Below are 14,736 nucleotides of genomic sequence, written 5' to 3'. Positions count from 1 at the left end.
GTCTATTTTCTCAAATCGGAACATTGTTGCCATTTTGCTACGCCGGTTTGACGACGATAGTGTCTTTTATATTAGGAATATCGAAAATTTAATGCCCGCACCGGTGGTGGCAAATGTGGCCGTGCCATTATGCAACAGGCTGATTTCGGCTCCGGCTTCCAGCATGATCAGGGCCGTCCTATGGGTTTCGGCAGCGGTTTCCGTCGTGCCGATGGTCATCTTTAAAAGGCTCGTCTGAGCGGTGTCCACCACGGTTGCAGTATAGGTGTCGGTAGCGGCGGTGGCGAGGGTAAGAGAGATCATGTATAGGCCAGCGACCGGCACTTTCAGGCTTTGCCCATTGCCGCTTGCCGTGGCGGTGGCAAGCAGCATATTGCCCTGACTGATGACCAGTCCGTTAAATCCGGTAACCATGCCGCTGGAAACCACAAGGGACGGGCTTGTCAGTTTTGCCCGGGCGACGGGTCTTGCCGGATGGGTGACGGTGCCGTCGCCGCTAATCAGCAGGGCGGTGGTCCAACTGCCACTGTCATTGCAGACTTTGATGCTGAACTGGTCCGAGCCGGCCAGCCCCATTTCGGCGCGGCCTTGCCAGTTGGACTGATAGAGAAGCGTTGCCGTATTGCTCTCGCCAGCCTTGTTGAGTTTAAGCCTGTTGTCGCCACCGGCGTGATTGAGAAGCACGGCATCGCTCGACACGGCCAGCCGGTTGGTGTCATCGGCTGTGGCATTGATCCCAAGCCGGGAAAAGGAGGCCGTGTCGGGCAGGGCGAGATCCTGCCAGGCCGTGCCGTCATAGGTCTGCAATCGGCCCGTTGCGCGGACATAAGCGCGCCAACCGGCGGCGGGTGCCAGGAAAGCCCAGCTGTCATCCTGCCAGGCGGCGATGTGCGCTTCCTTGCCAGCCCAGGCATCCGTCGCGGTGGCCGCAACCCAGTAACAGGTGCCGGCGGCAGGGGAGGTAGGTGGCGTGGTAAAAGTGCCCTCAATCACAAGCTGCGTTACTGCATCGAGAACCAGCAGTGCTTCGTTATGGGTGACATGTTTCTGGGCCTGGGAGGGCAGGATATAAGGCAAATCGAGGCGTGGACTATTGTCTGCCATTGTGTCGTCTCCATCAATGTGGAGCGATATCCGGTTGGCAAGCAAGACCTGGCCGGAGATCGCATCCTGTCAAAATCCGGAGCTGGCCAAGCCGATGGGATCGGCAAGCCAGCTCCAGCGCTCGCGCCATTATCGGCGCGACCGTTTGACGGTGGATAAGACCGGCAGGAGAGATATGATTTTTCAGGCAATTCCCGGTTTCGAGTTCACCGGGGAAGGCTGAAGGCTCAGGCCTTTTTGCCGCCCCAGGCGATGAAGGAGGGATTGGCGAAGTCGCTATCATTGAGCTGATCGCGTTTGCCGTAGAGCAGCGGTGCGCCGTCCGGCCCAACCGTTATGCCGCCAGCTGCCCGCAGCACGGCGTCGCCTGCGGCAGTATCCCATTCCATCGTTCGGCCGAAGCGTGGATAGACATCGGCCGCCCCTTCCGCCACCAGGCAGAATTTTAGCGAGGAACCGACGGAACGGGTATCGGTTATGGCGTGGTTTACCAGGAATTCTTCGGTTTCCGGGCCGCTATGCGCGCGGCTGGCCACTGCAATCAACGTGCCCGAAGGAGTGCGGACCGTGATGGACTGTCGCGAAACCGGTTGGAAATTGGCATCGATCTCGATCTTGAGCGCACCACTACGGTCGCCAATATAGGCTTGGCCGCGCGCCGGAGCATAGACGATGCCCATGACAGGTACACCGGCCTCGATCAGCGCGATATTGACCGTGAAGTCGGAACTCTTGCGAATGAATTCCTTGGTGCCGTCAAGCGGATCGACCAGAATGAAGGGTTGGCCTCTGGTCTGAGGAATATTGCCGGCGGCAACGGCTTCCTCGGCCACCACGGGAATAGCGGGAAACTGCGCAGCCAGGGCGGCAAGAATGATCGCTTCAGCCCGCTCATCGGCCTCGGTCACCGGTGAGGCGTCGCTTTTGGTGCGCACCGTTGGGCCATTGTGGAACACGTCCATAATATCGCGCCCAGCGGCTATTGCCGCCTTTTCAAACAAATCAATCACGTCATGTTCCTCAAAAAACGCAGGCTACACGATACGTGTTCAATTTTTCCACTCTATTTGTCCAGATCTTCTATCAGGCAGGTGCGATTTCCGTGAGATAACCAATCACCTGGTTGGCCATTTCCGTTGGAGTGGCCTGAGCGGTCTTCAAATGAATATCCGGATGTTGTGGCGCCTCGTAACTGGAACTGACCCCGGTAAACTGCTTGATCTCTCCCATCAGCGCGCGGCGATAAAGGCCCTTTGGATCGCGCCGCATGCATTCCTGCAAGGGTGTATCGATGAAAACTTCAATGAATTCGCCGTCTGCCATCAAGGCGCGGGCCATGTCGCGGTCGGCCTGAAAGGGGGAGATGAATGAGACGATCACGATCAGGCCTGCATCCGCCATCAGCTTGGCGACTTCTGCCACCCGGCGGATATTTTCCACCCTGTCGGCATCGGAAAACCCCAGATCCCGGTTCAGTCCGTGACGGACATTGTCGCCGTCGAGAATATAGGTGTGGTATCCCTGGTCGTGCAGTTCACTTTCCAAGGCGTTGGCGACAGTGGATTTTCCCGAGCCAGACAGGCCGGTAAGCCAGATCACCCGGGGGTGCTGGCGTTTGATAACGGCGCGCGCCTCCCGGCGGACCTGCAATTGCTGGACGACGATGTTTTGCTGTGACGTCACGATCGTCCTCGTGTCATGCGCTGCTATCATCTTTCGGCGTTTCCCCTCGAAACGATGGCTATCACGTGTCTGCCGTCTGCCTGCATATGTCTGTTTTATAACGATTGAATCGAGGAATGAAAACGCCTTTTTTTTGCCATTTTATACGAAGGCATGGAAGATGTGGACCGCATCCCCTGCTTTGACCAATGTCAAATATCTCAAATTTATCCGTATCTTGAGGTATTCAAAAGCCAAATACGAAAGGTCATTTTCAATAAACGCCTCGTATTTCTTTCCACAGAACCTGGTGATCCATACCACAAAAAGAGGGGGAAGCGCTATGTATGCGGGCAGCTCTTTAGCTTTCAATAAGATTGAATAAAGAAGAGCTGTCAAGGGCAAGCGCCAATGCTTGCCCTATCGTTTTACTGGATAATTCCTGAAAGCGGAATCGATTCAAATCGAGAATTATGCAGCAGATGTAGCGAGTTACCGCGCCGGTACTCGGGAGAATTCCCGATCTTCGTCAGGCTTTTTCGGGAACTGTTGTCTCTTGGCGGTCCTCGAAAAACACCTGCGTAACAAGTACAGCCAGGATACCGCAACCGGCCATGACGCTGACCAGAGGCAGGGCGGTGCCGTTTTCCAACAGCCCGAGGACAAAGCTGGACAGGGCGCCTGCGCCAAAGGAAAGGCCTCCCGCCAGGGCGGCGGCAGTCCCGGCAATGGTGCCATGGGCTTCCATTGCCAGCACGTTGCAACCCGGCATGATGCCGCCAATCGACATGACGAGAATAAACATCAGGATGCAGGTGACTGTCAGGCTATCGGTGCCGGTCAGCTGGGTGGCGACCAGTACCAGGGCGATGACCGTGTAGAGCAGCACGGAGCCGCGTACCGCGGCCTTTACACCGAACCGTGTGGCAAACCGGTTGCATATCTGTGTGCCGATTCCAAGGCCGATTGCGTTGGTGCTGAAGATAATCGAGTAACTGATGGCCGAAAGCCCGTAGACGGTCATCAGCATGAAAGACGACCCGGCGATATAGGCGAAGAACCCGCCCTGGACGAGCGCCATGGTGCCAGCATAGGGGATGAAATTGCGGCTGATCAGCAATCCGCCATAGGTAATGAGGGCACGGCTGGGTTTACTGGAAGCGCGGTCGGCCGGCAACCGGGTTTCGGGAAGCCAGATCGCGACGACCAGCAAGCACAGCGCCGCATAGCAGCCGAGCAATACGAAAATCATCTGCCAATTGGCTATTTTCAGAATGAGACTGCCGGCAAACGGTGCGAGGATCGGGGCGACGCCGATGACCAGCATCACCATGGACATCAGCTTTGTGGCTGCCGAGCCGGTATGCGTGTCGCGGATGATGGCTGTTCCGATGACCATGCCGATCGAGCCGCCCACGCCCTGTATGAAGCGCCATACCAGCAATTGCTCGCCGGTCGATGCGGTCAGACAGCCGAAGGAGGATAGGCAGAAGATAGCCAATGCCACATAAATTATCGGCTTGCGGCCGGTCCTGTCGGAAATCGGTCCGTAGAACATCTGCCCGATGGTGAAACCGGAAAAAAATGTCATGACGGACAACTGGATCGTTGCGGCTGTGGTCGATAAGCTCGTAGCCATCAGTGGCATGGCGCCCAGATACATATCCGTTGCAAGCGGCCCGATGGCGCAGATCATGCCGATGGAGATGGCTAGAACAAGGGTTTTTCGGTCCATTTTCATATTCCTGAATCTGACCATGCCAGCCATACATCTTTACCGCGCTGCACATGAAGCACTCTGCGTTTCCCTTGACGCATGTGCGCTGCTGCATGATTTCTACCCTGAACCGGATGCGGTTCAGAAAATCATGCAGCAGCTCGCCTTTGGTTCGTTGTGTGCGCAGTCGTCTAGATGTTTGAATGCCGCAGAATTGATCTTTTACCATTTCGGTCGGATAAATTATGCGGTAAGCATGGAAACGTTGTCGTTTCCTCCCGACGATCAGGAAACGCTTTCGTTTCCGTTTGTCAAGTCGAAAGTGTGAGAAGACCGATGTCCGAACAGCAGCGAGTGGTCATGCGTCTGCCAGTCATGCCGGATGAGGAACGGCGTGAGCGTATTCTCAAGGCTGCCGAAGTGGTGTTTGACGCTATGGGCTTTGGCGATGCGACCATGGAGGAGGTGGCGCGTCTGGCCGGTATGGCGAAAAAGACCGTCTACCGGTTTTTTCCTGATAAGCGCTGCTTGTTTACCGCGTTGATCCAGTCTCATGATCAATTGCAGATCGAAATCGGCGGTCAGCGCGGGCAAACGGCTGACCCGCGTGAGAGAGTGCGATTGGCGCTGGAGGCTCTGGCTCGGTTCGTCTTGTCGCCACGCCAGATTCTGGTGACCCGGCTGATCATTGCCGAAGCGGGCAAGCATCCCGGCCTGACCCGGCAATTTTACGAGGATTGTGTCGAGAATTTTCGAGCCTTCCTGGCGCAGGAACTGGATTTTCACGTCGCGGTCAGCCCATCCGAGGGGGTTGATCGCCGTGATATTGCAGACATCTTTGTCGGGGCGGTTCTGGGGCCGTTGCAGACGAAGGTTCTGATGTTCGGCAAGCAGGCAGAGGATCTGGATAGCGAGATCCGCATGCGTGTGGACTTGGCGCTGCGGCTGCTGATGCCTTCGTAAAAAACCACGAAACCATCCAGGTTTTTTTCATTTGGCAAGTTGTTCCAGAGTCACCTGCGCGCTTTTTGGGCGCAATTCCAGGTTTAATGCCGAATTTGTGCAAAAACTGCCGATATGTTGAGCAATTGACAGAAAAATACGCGCTGCAAAGCTTTTAGGCTTCACATTTTTGTCGAAACCGATATCAAATCCCTCCAACACGAAGAACCCGAATGGGACAACATATGGATGCTGCGTTTGATCGGCATCCGGGGGATAATGTATGGATTATTTCATCCAGCAGCTTATCAACGGGCTGACGCTTGGCTCGATTTATGGCTTGGTGGCGATCGGTTATACGATGGTCTACGGGATTGTCGGCATGATCAACTTCGCCCATGGCGATATTTTCATGCTCGGCGGTTTTGCCGCCTTGATTGTCTTTTTGCTTCTCACGACATTTTTTGCAGGCATTCCAGTGGCTTTGGCGCTGCTGATCATGTTGGTTGTATCGATGGTGATGACCGGTTTGTGGAACTGGACCATCGAGCGGGTCGCCTATCGGCCCTTGCGCGGGTCCTTCCGGCTGGCGCCGCTGATTACGGCAATCGGCATGTCGATTGCACTGTCCAACTTCATTCAGGTCGCGCAGGGCCCTCGTAACAAGCCAATTCCGGCGCTGGTCAATGACGTCTATCATTTCGGCGCCATCACGGTGTCGCTGAAGCAGATGATCATCGTTGCGGTAACGGCGGTGCTGCTGGCGGCCTTCTGGTATATCGTCAACAAGACGCCGCTTGGCCGTGCTCAACGCGCCACCGAGCAAGACCGCAAGATGGCGGCCCTTTTGGGTGTCGACGTCGACCGGACCATTTCCGTCACCTTCGTGATGGGGGCGGCGCTGGCTGCGGTGGCTGGTACAATGTATCTGATGTATTATGGGGTTGCCTCCTTTACCGATGGCTTCATTCCTGGCGTCAAGGCCTTTACCGCGGCGGTTCTGGGTGGCATCGGCTCGCTGCCGGGCGCCGTCCTCGGTGGTCTCTTGATCGGTCTGATCGAATCCCTGTGGTCGGCCTATTTCACCATCGCCTACAAGGATGTTGCGACGTTTGGCATCCTGGCTTTCGTGCTGATTTTCAAACCGACCGGCATCCTGGGCCGTCCCGAAGTCGAGAAGGTCTGAGATCATGGCAAATGTGGACGTTTCTGCCGTCAAGGCGCAGCCCGGCCTGATGGCGCGGGCATTGAAAGAAGCCGTGTTCGCAGGCTTGCTGGCGCTCGGCTTGTTCGTGCTGTTCATCGGCATCAAGACCGACCAGGACATCAACAATGCCCTGGTCTGGTATACGCGCTGGGGCCTTCTGTCGATTTTCGTGGCGATTGCCGCCATTGGCCGGTTCGCCGTGGTCGCTGTCTTGCGCCCCTGGTCGGCAGCGCGCAAGGCGCGGGCGGCTGCAAAGCCTGCCGCTGCCACGGATACCCGACCGTCTTTCTTCAAGACGCATTTCCTGAAGATCGCGCTGGTGGCGCTGATCCTCTATCCGCCGGTCATTCTCTTTCTGGTCGGCACGCAGGGATCGCTGAAATATGTCGATAATTTCGGCATCCAGATCCTGATCTACGTCATGCTGGCCTGGGGATTGAACATCGTCGTCGGTCTGGCCGGGCTGCTGGATCTCGGCTATGTCGCCTTCTATGCGGTCGGTGCCTATTCCTACGCGCTGCTGTCGCAGCATTTCGGCCTGTCCTTCTGGCTGCTCCTGCCGATATCAGGTATTCTGGCCGCCTTCTGGGGCATCATGCTCGGCTTTCCGGTGCTGCGCCTGCGGGGAGATTACCTCGCCATCGTCACGCTGGCCTTCGGGGAAATCATCCGGTTGGTGCTGATCAACTGGACGGATGTCACCCAGGGCACGTTCGGCGTATCGGGCATTCCCAAGGCTACGCTGTTCGGCATTCCTTTCGATGCCTCGGCGCATGGTTTCGCCAAGACCTTCGGCCTGCCGATGTCCTCGGCCTATTACAAGATCTTCCTGTTCTATCTGGCGCTGGGGCTGTGCATGCTCACCGCCTATGTGACCATCCGGCTGCGGCGCATGCCGATAGGCCGGGCCTGGGAAGCGCTGCGCGAAGACGAGATCGCCTGCCGCTCGCTTGGCATCGACACGGTGAAGACCAAGCTGACGGCCTTTGCCATCGGCGCGATGTTTGGCGGTTTTGCCGGGTCGTTCTTTGCCGCCCGCCAGGGTTTCGTGTCGCCGGAAAGCTTCGTCTTCCTGGAATCGGCGGTTATTCTCGCCATCGTGGTTCTGGGTGGCATGGGGTCTTTGACCGGTATCGCGGTCGCCGCCATCGTCATGGTCGGTGGCACGGAACTGCTGCGCGAGATGGAATTCCTGAAGCACGTGTTCGGACCTGATTTTACTCCTGAACTGTATCGCATGCTGCTATTCGGTCTTGCCATGATTGTGGTCATGCTGTTCAAGCCGCGCGGCTTTGTCGGCAGCAGAGAGCCGACGGCCTTCCTGAAGGAACGCAAGGCTGTCTCCGGCAGCTTTACCAAGGAGGGTCACGGCTGATGACATCCGGGACGCAAACCATGAGCAATGACCCAATCCTGACGGTCGAGCACCTGTCGATGAAATTCGGCGGCTTGATGGCCATCAACGACTTCTCTTTTGAGGCCCGGCGCGGTGAAATTACCGCGTTGATTGGCCCGAACGGAGCAGGCAAGACCACGGTGTTCAACTGCATTACCGGCTTCTACAAGCCGACAATGGGGATGGTCACCCTGCGCCAGAAAGCCGGCAAGGAATTCCTTTTGGAACGCCTGACGGATTTCGAGATTACCAAGAAAGCCAAGGTGGCCCGAACCTTCCAGAATATCCGGCTGTTCTCCGGCCTGACCGTGCTGGAAAACCTGCTGGTTGCCCAGCACAATGCGCTGATGAAGGCCTCTGGCTATACGGTGCTCGGTCTGCTCGGCCTGCCCGCCTACAAGAAGGCAGCGGCACTGTCGATCGACAAGGCGAGGTTCTGGCTGGAGCGCGCCGACCTGATCGAGCGGGCCGACGATCCGGCTGGCGATCTGCCCTATGGCGCACAGCGGCGTCTCGAAATCGCTCGCGCAATGTGTACGGAGCCGGAATTGCTTTGCCTGGATGAGCCGGCTGCTGGCCTCAACCCACGGGAATCGCTGGCGCTCAACACGTTGCTCAATGGCATCAGGGACGAAACCGGCACATCGATCATGCTGATCGAGCACGATATGTCGGTGGTCATGGAAATTTCCGACCATGTCGTGGTGCTGGAATATGGCCAGAAGATTTCCGATGGCACGCCTGACCACGTGAAGAACGACCCGAGGGTCATCGCGGCCTATCTTGGTGTCGAGGATGAAGAACTGGACGACGCGATTTCCGATGTGGAAGCCGTGGCCGGAGGCAAATTGTGATGACTGCTGAAGCTCTTTTGAAGGTTGAGGCCGTCGAGACCTATTACGGCAATATCCGCGCGCTTGGTGGTGTCAGCGTCGAGGTTAAAAAAGGCGAGATCGTCAGCCTGATCGGTGCCAATGGCGCGGGCAAATCAACGCTGATGATGACGATTTGCGGCAGCCCGCAGGCGCGCGCCGGCCGGGTGATTTTCGATGGTGTGGACATTACCAAAATGCCCACCCATCTGATTGCTCGCCAGCGCATTGCCCAATCACCGGAAGGGCGGCGGATTTTTCCGCGCATGACGGTGATGGAAAACCTGCAAATGGGTGCCGGTCTCGACAATCTTAAATATTTCCAGGAGGACGTCGAGAAGATCTTCACGCTGTTCCCGCGCCTGAAAGAGCGTCACGCCCAACGCGGCGGCACGCTTTCCGGTGGTGAGCAGCAGATGCTGTCCATCGGCCGGGCGCTGATGGCGCGGCCCAAGCTGCTGCTGCTGGACGAACCATCGCTGGGGCTGGCGCCCTTGATCGTCAAGGGGATTTTCGAGGCGATCAAGAAGCTCAATCAGGAAGAAGGGCTGACCGTGTTCCTGGTCGAGCAGAATGCGTTTGCAGCGCTGAAACTGTCCGACCGCGCCTATGTCATGGTCAACGGATTGGTGACGATGAGCGGTTCCGGTCGGGAATTGCTGGCCGACCCTCAGGTTCGTGCCGCCTATCTCGAAGGCGGTCGGCATTAATCGCCGTGCCATGCCGATAAACTGCGGATAAAAAGACCCCGGAGGGGAAAAGACATGCAGGGTTTGTTTTTCGATACGGATGACCAGGTGCGGATGGTGCTGCGTTTCCTCGTGGTGCTGCTCGGTTTCTGGACCGCATGGCGCACCGGCAAGGCCGTTGCCGAAAACTGGGAAGGCTATGGCCGGGTGGTGATCTACACGCTGCTGCTGGCGCTGGTCATGCGGTTTCTCCACCATGCGCTGTTCGCAGGGCCGATGCTGGATCTCGGTCTTTACGCGATGGATTTTGTCGTTCTGCTGGTGTTTTCGATGGTCGGTTTCCGCCAGCGACGCACTCGCCAGATGGCCGGTAACTATTACTGGCTCTATGAAAAAACTTCCCCACTTTCCTGGAAGAAGAAAGATTGACAGCACCGTCTTTCTCGCCTCTGATGGCCGGGGAAATTGCAATAATAAAGAGTGGAAGAGTTTTCCGGCGCAATCTAGGTGGGTGTTGCGCGGGGGATCGAATGAAGCCCGCCCTAAAAACTGGGAGTATCAGAATGAAGAAGTCGCTTCTTTCAGCCGTGGCGCTGACAGCCATGGTTGCCTTCAGCGGCACCGCCTGGGCTGACATCATCGTCGGTGTCGGCGGTCCCCTGACAGGCCCGAACGCTGCTTTCGGCGCACAGCTCCAGAAGGGTGCCGAACAGGCCGCTGCCGATATCAACGCAGCCGGCGGCATCAATGGCGAAAAGATCAAGATCGTGCTCGGCGACGACGTGTCGGATGCCAAGCAGGGCGTTTCCGTTGCCAACAAATTCGTCGCCGATGGCGTCAAATATGTGATCGGCCACTTCAACTCGGGCGTATCGATCCCGGCTTCGGACGTGTATGCCGAAAATGGCATTTTGCAGATCACGCCAGCCTCCACCAATCCGAAATTCACCGAACGCGGCATGTGGAACACGTTCCGCACCTGCGGTCGTGATGACCAGCAGGGCGCTGTTGCCGGCAAATACATTGCCGAAAAGTTCAAGGGCGTGAAGGTTGCTGTCGTGCATGACAAGACCCCTTACGGTCAGGGCCTTGCCGACGAAACCAAGAAGGCCATGAATGGTCTGGGCGTCAAGGAAGTCATCTACGAAGGCATCACCCCTGGTGAAAAGGACTATTCGGCCCTGATCGCCAAGATGAAGGAAGCTGGTGTCGGCATCGTTTATTACGGCGGTCTGCACACGGAAGCTGGCCTGATCCTGCGTCAGATGGCTGACCAGGGCGTCAAGGCGCCGATGATGTCCGGCGACGGCATCACCTCCAACGAACTGGCTTCGATTGCTGGCGACGCCGTCAATGGAACGCTGATGACCTTCCCGCCGGATCCACGTAACAACCCGAACGCCAAGGACGTCGTCAAGAAGTTCCGCGACGCTGGTTTTGAGCCAGAAGCTTACACGCTCTACTCCTATGCCGCCCTGCAGATCATTGCAGACGCTGCCAAGGCTGCCGGTTCCACCGATGCTGAAAAGGTTGCTGAAACCATGAAGGCCAAGGGGCCGTTCACGACCGTTATCGGTTCGATCGGCTTTGACGCCAAGGGCGACATCACCCGTCCCGACTACGTGATGTACACCTGGAAGAAAGGCCCTGACGGCAAGTATTCCTACTTCGAAAACTGATTTCGATCAGCTTTGTTGATAGCTTAGGAAAGCCCGGCCTTGCGCCGGGCTTTTTGCATTGCACGCGTGAGTGACATTTGCGTGCAACCGCAAGATTTATTTTCTAACGATTTGAATATTATAGCCAATTAGCATCATCCATATCGGTTGTCTTAACGGATTAAAGAGCTGCGTTAACCTTTTGTTAACCAAATCAGCCGTAAACCATCTCAACGATTTGTTCATAAAGATGACCGAAGTGCTAACAGAACCCCGCTCAATCCGCATCAAAGGCCGCTCGTTTCTGGCGGTGGTGCTTTCACCGGACCTGCCGGTCGATAACTGGCTGGAAAGGCTGGACGATCTGGCCTCGCGCTCAGCCGGGTTCTTCCTTGGCCGTCCGGTGGTTCTGGATGTGGCGGAACTGGCGATCAGCCGGGATGAGCTGAAGGCACTGATCGCCGAGCTGTCCAGCCGCAATGTCAGCATTATGGGTCTGGAAGGCGCGCGCCCCTCGATGGTGGAACGCGGCATGCCGCCGATCCTCAAGGGTGGCCGTCCGGTGTCCGATGTTGACGTGCCGAAGGCCGAGCCTGAATCATCACCGGCCGAAGACAAGAAAAAGACTGGTAAAGCCACGAAAGCCTCCGGCAAGACCGACGAGAGCAGCGAGACTGAAACACCCCAGGCGGTGATGACCGCGCCGCAGGCCCGTTCCGTGGTGCAATCCTTGCTGCTGCGTGAGCCGGTGCGCTCTGGCCAGTCGGTGATTTTCACCGAAGGCGATGTGACGGTGATCGGCTCGGTTGCCTCAGGCGCTGAAATCATTGCCGGTGGGTCGATCCATATCTACGGCGCCTTGCGGGGCCGGGCGATGGCGGGATCGGTTGGCAATGCATCGGCGCGGATTTTCTGCCGCAAGATGGAGGCCGAGCTGCTGGCCATCGACGGCATCTACAAGATGGCCGAGGACATGCCGCCGGAATTGCTGGGCAAGCCTGTCCAGCTCTGGCTGGAAGACGATGTCATCAAGGCTGAAAAAATGGCCTGATGCTGGTTTGAGCCGTGCGGACGTCAGCTTGACGCCGACTCCGCTGGTTAAAGTTGACGTTTAATACGCTGGAAATTTGGTCCAGCGCGACCCGAAGCTTGTGCCGCATGCGGCGAAAGACAGGAGAATGAAATGGGGAAGGTCATCGTTGTGACATCAGGCAAGGGCGGCGTCGGCAAGACGACCTCCACGGCTGCCCTTGGTGCGGCACTTGCCCAGCGCGGCGACAAGGTTGTCGTCATCGATTTTGATGTCGGTCTGCGCAATCTCGATCTGGTCATGGGTGCCGAGCGCCGGGTGGTCTACGATCTCGTCAATGTCATCCAGGGCGATGCTAAGCTGCCGCAGGCGCTGATCCGCGACAAGCGGGTCGATACGCTGTACCTGCTGCCGGCCTCGCAAACCCGCGACAAGGACAATCTGACGCCCGAAGGCGTGGAATGGGTAATTACCGAGCTGAAAAAGCATTTCGACTGGGTGATCTGCGATAGCCCGGCCGGGATTGAACGCGGTGCGACGCTGGCCATGCGCCACGCCGATGTCGCCGTGGTCGTCACCAATCCCGAAGTGTCTTCGGTGCGCGATTCGGACCGAATCATCGGCCTGCTGGATTCGAAGACCCTGAAGGCCGAGCGCGGCGAGCGGATGGAAAAGCACCTGCTGCTGACCCGTTACGATGCCGTCCGCGCCCAGCGCGGCGATATGCTGAAGGTCGAGGACGTCCTGGAAATCCTCTCCATCCCGCTGCTCGGCATTATCCCGGAAAGCATGGATGTGCTGAAAGCCTCCAATATTGGCGCGCCGGTGACGCTGGCCGATGCTAAAAGCCTTCCTGCCCAGGCCTATTTCGAAGCTGCCCGCCGTCTGGCCGGTGAGGAAATTCCGGTTTCCATGCCCGAGGAAAAGCGTGGCCTGTTCGGCAAGATTTTCGCACGGAGGGCCGCATGAGCATCTTCAACCTATTCCGCAGGCCAACCTCGGCGCCGATGGCGCGCGAACGGCTGCAAGTCCTTCTCGCCCACGAACGCGCCGCCCAAGGCTCCGACCTCGTCGCCATCCTGCGCGAGGAAATCCTGGCCGTGATTTCCAAGCACGTCCAAGTCGATGCCGACAAGGTCCGCATCAAGGTTGACCGTGACGAGCACGTGTCGATCCTGGAGATCGATGTGGAAATTCCACGGGATGCTCAAGCCTTGGCGGCTTGATGGGGTGAGGGCTGGCCGGTGTGGCTGGCCTGAAGCCGATATGAGATTTTTCAGCCGCAAAGTGGAAGCTTTGCGGCTGTTTTCATTCAATAGACATGCGCATCCTATGAATATAGATCGACGACCACCGTTATATCGCGCTGTTTGCTCGCCTTACAGCTGGCGATACAAGATCATGCCGGCATGGTGCAAGACGCCGTCAATAAAGTCGCCATCTGCGGTAAATCCGGTGTCGTCCCGGTAATCTATGTGATTGCCGGTCATGACGTAGCTGCCCTGATAAGCACTTTTGCGATCGCCTCGGGCCTCGTCATAGCGTCCATTTGGCAGAAGTTCGTGGCTGATATGGCCATCTGCGGTGATCCACAGGCCCGAAAATGCATGGTTTTGATGGGGCATGGCGCTCTCTATGCCGCACGGGTGGGGCGCACGACAATTTCATTCACATCAACATCATCAGGCTGTTCGATGGCATAGAGCACGGCGCGGGCAATGGCGTCTGGTTGCAGGGCGATGGCCCGGTAGGCTTTCATCGCGTCTGCGGCGATCGGGTCGGTGATGGTATCGGCCAGTTCGCTTTCCACCACGCCGGGGTGGATGCAGGTCACGCGGATGTTCTGGCACTCTTGCCGCAAACCGTCGGAAATCGCCCGCACTGCAAATTTGGTGGCGCAATAGACCGCGGCTGTTGGCGAAACCGCCAATGCGCCAATCGATGCGATGTTGATGATATGGCCAGAGCCGCGATCTGTCATGCCCGGCAGCACGGCGGCAATGCCGTGCAACACGCCCTTGATGTTCACGTCAATCATCCGGTCCCACTCATCCACTTTCATGGAGGCCATGAGCGATAGCGGCATAATGCCCGCATTGTTAACGATCACGTCAACGCGCCCCCAGGCAAGCCGCGCAGCTTCTGCAAAAGCGGCAACATCGACGCGGTCTGTAACATCCAGGCGGCGGGTGAGAACCTCTCCACCTGCGGCTTCGATCTCCTGTGCAAGTGCGCTCAGACGGTCGGTACGGCGTGCGCCGAGCATAACCTTTGCTCCGGCTGCGGCCAATTTGCGGGAAATGGCGGCACCAATGCCGCTGGATGCACCGGTGATCAGAACGACCTTGTTGAAAGACATGGCGATGTTTCCTTCTCTTGCGTCAAACAGCCGTTTTGCTGTTGGCAAAAAGATAGATCAGCATCATTGTTGTGATAAGCTGTCTATTGATTGACATTTT

At 57.3% G+C, this 14,736-nt stretch carries 18 protein-coding genes and 1 pseudogene; 12 read left to right on the top strand and 7 right to left on the bottom strand.

Annotation, left to right across the window (positions count from 1 at the left end; genetic code table 11):
* Positions 1-66: 66 nt before the first annotated feature.
* Positions 67-1,104 carry a DUF2793 domain-containing protein gene (locus FS819_RS11710; RefSeq protein ID WP_156546907.1) on the bottom strand — a complete coding sequence of 346 codons (1,038 nt, stop codon included), beginning with the start codon at positions 1,102-1,104 and terminating at the stop codon, positions 67-69.
* 34 nt (positions 1,105-1,138) lie between these two features.
* Here FS819_RS11710 and FS819_RS11705 point away from each other — a divergent pair, with 34 nt between their 5' ends.
* Positions 1,139-1,327: a hypothetical protein gene (locus FS819_RS11705; protein ID WP_156546905.1), complete on the top strand. Its 189-nt coding sequence runs from the start codon at positions 1,139-1,141 to the stop codon at positions 1,325-1,327.
* A gap of 4 nt (positions 1,328-1,331) precedes the next feature.
* Here the strand turns inward: FS819_RS11705 and cysQ are convergent, their stop codons facing one another.
* The 3 genes and pseudogenes from cysQ to FS819_RS11690 form a co-directional block, all read right to left on the bottom strand.
* On the bottom strand, positions 1,332-2,114 hold the full coding sequence (gene cysQ / locus FS819_RS11700; RefSeq protein WP_234624520.1) for a 3'(2'),5'-bisphosphate nucleotidase CysQ: 783 nt from the start codon (positions 2,112-2,114) through the stop codon (positions 1,332-1,334).
* A gap of 73 nt (positions 2,115-2,187) precedes the next feature.
* Positions 2,188-2,775: pseudogene (gene cysC / locus FS819_RS11695) on the bottom strand (adenylyl-sulfate kinase); the annotation flags it as partial.
* A gap of 520 nt (positions 2,776-3,295) precedes the next feature.
* Entirely contained in the window at positions 3,296-4,462 is a 1,167-nt protein-coding gene (locus FS819_RS11690; RefSeq protein WP_234624534.1) for a multidrug effflux MFS transporter, read from the bottom strand.
* Between FS819_RS11690 and FS819_RS11685 the strand changes: the two genes are divergently transcribed.
* Positions 4,356-4,811 carry a hypothetical protein gene (locus FS819_RS11685; protein ID WP_234624536.1) on the top strand — a complete coding sequence of 152 codons (456 nt, stop codon included), beginning with the start codon at positions 4,356-4,358 and terminating at the stop codon, positions 4,809-4,811. The two genes, FS819_RS11690 and FS819_RS11685, sit on opposite strands and share 107 nt — an antisense overlap.
* 8 nt (positions 4,812-4,819) lie before the next feature.
* Positions 4,820-5,446: a TetR/AcrR family transcriptional regulator gene (locus tag FS819_RS11680; protein WP_197433992.1), complete on the top strand. Its 627-nt coding sequence runs from the start codon at positions 4,820-4,822 to the stop codon at positions 5,444-5,446.
* A 27-nt stretch (positions 5,447-5,473) separates the two neighbouring features.
* Here the strand turns inward: FS819_RS11680 and FS819_RS11675 are convergent, their stop codons facing one another.
* A complete protein-coding gene (locus FS819_RS11675; protein WP_156546898.1) occupies positions 5,474-5,644 on the bottom strand; it encodes a hypothetical protein in 171 nt (56 codons plus the stop codon).
* Positions 5,645-5,708: 64 nt separating this feature from the next.
* On the opposite strand from FS819_RS11675, the gene FS819_RS11670 reads away from it, so the two are divergent.
* The 9 genes from FS819_RS11670 to minE all read left to right on the top strand — a co-directional run bounded on the left by FS819_RS11670 (position 5,709) and on the right by minE (position 13,503).
* On the top strand, positions 5,709-6,611 hold the full coding sequence (locus FS819_RS11670) for a branched-chain amino acid ABC transporter permease (protein ID WP_156546896.1): 903 nt from the start codon (positions 5,709-5,711) through the stop codon (positions 6,609-6,611).
* A 4-nt stretch (positions 6,612-6,615) separates the two neighbouring features.
* Positions 6,616-8,007, top strand: coding sequence for a high-affinity branched-chain amino acid ABC transporter permease LivM (livM, locus tag FS819_RS11665; protein WP_156546894.1), 1,392 nt, complete (start codon positions 6,616-6,618; stop codon positions 8,005-8,007).
* Positions 8,007-8,882 carry an ABC transporter ATP-binding protein gene (locus tag FS819_RS11660; protein WP_070166575.1) on the top strand — a complete coding sequence of 292 codons (876 nt, stop codon included), beginning with the start codon at positions 8,007-8,009 and terminating at the stop codon, positions 8,880-8,882. Before livM ends, FS819_RS11660 begins: the two co-directional genes overlap by 1 nt.
* A complete protein-coding gene (locus tag FS819_RS11655; RefSeq protein WP_070166574.1) occupies positions 8,882-9,610 on the top strand; it encodes an ABC transporter ATP-binding protein in 729 nt (242 codons plus the stop codon). The genes FS819_RS11660 and FS819_RS11655 overlap by 1 nt, the downstream gene beginning before the upstream one ends.
* A gap of 54 nt (positions 9,611-9,664) precedes the next feature.
* The gene (locus FS819_RS11650; protein ID WP_015916933.1) at positions 9,665-10,018 is read left to right on the top strand and encodes a DUF6867 family protein; all 354 of its coding nucleotides are present in this window, start codon (positions 9,665-9,667) and stop codon (positions 10,016-10,018) included.
* Between the two features lie 134 nt (positions 10,019-10,152).
* Entirely contained in the window at positions 10,153-11,268 is a 1,116-nt protein-coding gene (locus tag FS819_RS11645) for a branched-chain amino acid ABC transporter substrate-binding protein (RefSeq protein WP_156535364.1), read from the top strand.
* 229 nt (positions 11,269-11,497) lie between these two features.
* On the top strand, positions 11,498-12,298 hold the full coding sequence (gene minC / locus FS819_RS11640) for a septum site-determining protein MinC (protein ID WP_156546892.1): 801 nt from the start codon (positions 11,498-11,500) through the stop codon (positions 12,296-12,298).
* A gap of 132 nt (positions 12,299-12,430) precedes the next feature.
* Complete coding sequence (minD, locus tag FS819_RS11635) at positions 12,431-13,246, top strand: septum site-determining protein MinD (RefSeq protein ID WP_015916930.1); 816 nt, start codon at positions 12,431-12,433, stop codon at positions 13,244-13,246.
* Positions 13,243-13,503: a cell division topological specificity factor MinE gene (gene minE, locus FS819_RS11630; RefSeq protein ID WP_015916929.1), complete on the top strand. Its 261-nt coding sequence runs from the start codon at positions 13,243-13,245 to the stop codon at positions 13,501-13,503. The genes minD and minE overlap by 4 nt, the downstream gene beginning before the upstream one ends.
* Before the next feature lie 153 nt (positions 13,504-13,656).
* On the opposite strand, the gene FS819_RS11625 is transcribed toward minE, so the two are convergent.
* Together FS819_RS11625 and FS819_RS11620 are read right to left on the bottom strand one after the other, a co-directional pair.
* Positions 13,657-13,914 carry an Atu4866 domain-containing protein gene (locus FS819_RS11625; protein ID WP_234624535.1) on the bottom strand — a complete coding sequence of 86 codons (258 nt, stop codon included), beginning with the start codon at positions 13,912-13,914 and terminating at the stop codon, positions 13,657-13,659.
* Entirely contained in the window at positions 13,911-14,636 is a 726-nt protein-coding gene (locus FS819_RS11620; RefSeq protein WP_156535368.1) for an SDR family oxidoreductase, read from the bottom strand. Before FS819_RS11620 ends, FS819_RS11625 begins: the two co-directional genes overlap by 4 nt.
* Between the last annotated feature and the right edge of the window lie 100 nt (positions 14,637-14,736).

It is taken from the genome of Allorhizobium sp. Av2 (assembly GCF_021462805.2).
Classification (GTDB): Bacteria; Pseudomonadota; Alphaproteobacteria; order Rhizobiales; family Rhizobiaceae; genus Allorhizobium; species Allorhizobium vitis_G.
This window is presented reverse-complemented; position numbering and strand designations above follow the sequence as displayed.

What these genes read in the sequence shown, in the direction of transcription:
- FS819_RS11710 (WP_156546907.1), bottom strand. Translation starts at nt 1,104, where the DNA reads ATGGCAGACAATAGTCCACGCCTCGATTTGCCTTATATCCTGCCCTCC.
- FS819_RS11685 (WP_234624536.1), top strand. Translation starts at nt 4,356, where the DNA reads ATGACGGACAACTGGATCGTTGCGGCTGTGGTCGATAAGCTCGTAGCC.
- FS819_RS11690 (WP_234624534.1), bottom strand. Translation starts at nt 4,462, where the DNA reads ATGATCTGCGCCATCGGGCCGCTTGCAACGGATATGTATCTGGGCGCC.
- FS819_RS11680 (WP_197433992.1), top strand. Translation starts at nt 4,820, where the DNA reads ATGTCCGAACAGCAGCGAGTGGTCATGCGTCTGCCAGTCATGCCGGAT.
- FS819_RS11670 (WP_156546896.1), top strand. Translation starts at nt 5,709, where the DNA reads ATGGATTATTTCATCCAGCAGCTTATCAACGGGCTGACGCTTGGCTCG.
- livM (WP_156546894.1), top strand. Translation starts at nt 6,616, where the DNA reads ATGGCAAATGTGGACGTTTCTGCCGTCAAGGCGCAGCCCGGCCTGATG.
- FS819_RS11660 (WP_070166575.1), top strand. Translation starts at nt 8,007, where the DNA reads ATGACATCCGGGACGCAAACCATGAGCAATGACCCAATCCTGACGGTC.
- FS819_RS11655 (WP_070166574.1), top strand. Translation starts at nt 8,882, where the DNA reads ATGACTGCTGAAGCTCTTTTGAAGGTTGAGGCCGTCGAGACCTATTAC.
- FS819_RS11650 (WP_015916933.1), top strand. Translation starts at nt 9,665, where the DNA reads ATGCAGGGTTTGTTTTTCGATACGGATGACCAGGTGCGGATGGTGCTG.
- FS819_RS11645 (WP_156535364.1), top strand. Translation starts at nt 10,153, where the DNA reads ATGAAGAAGTCGCTTCTTTCAGCCGTGGCGCTGACAGCCATGGTTGCC.
- minC (WP_156546892.1), top strand. Translation starts at nt 11,498, where the DNA reads ATGACCGAAGTGCTAACAGAACCCCGCTCAATCCGCATCAAAGGCCGC.
- minD (WP_015916930.1), top strand. Translation starts at nt 12,431, where the DNA reads ATGGGGAAGGTCATCGTTGTGACATCAGGCAAGGGCGGCGTCGGCAAG.
- minE (WP_015916929.1), top strand. Translation starts at nt 13,243, where the DNA reads ATGAGCATCTTCAACCTATTCCGCAGGCCAACCTCGGCGCCGATGGCG.
- FS819_RS11620 (WP_156535368.1), bottom strand. Translation starts at nt 14,636, where the DNA reads ATGTCTTTCAACAAGGTCGTTCTGATCACCGGTGCATCCAGCGGCATT.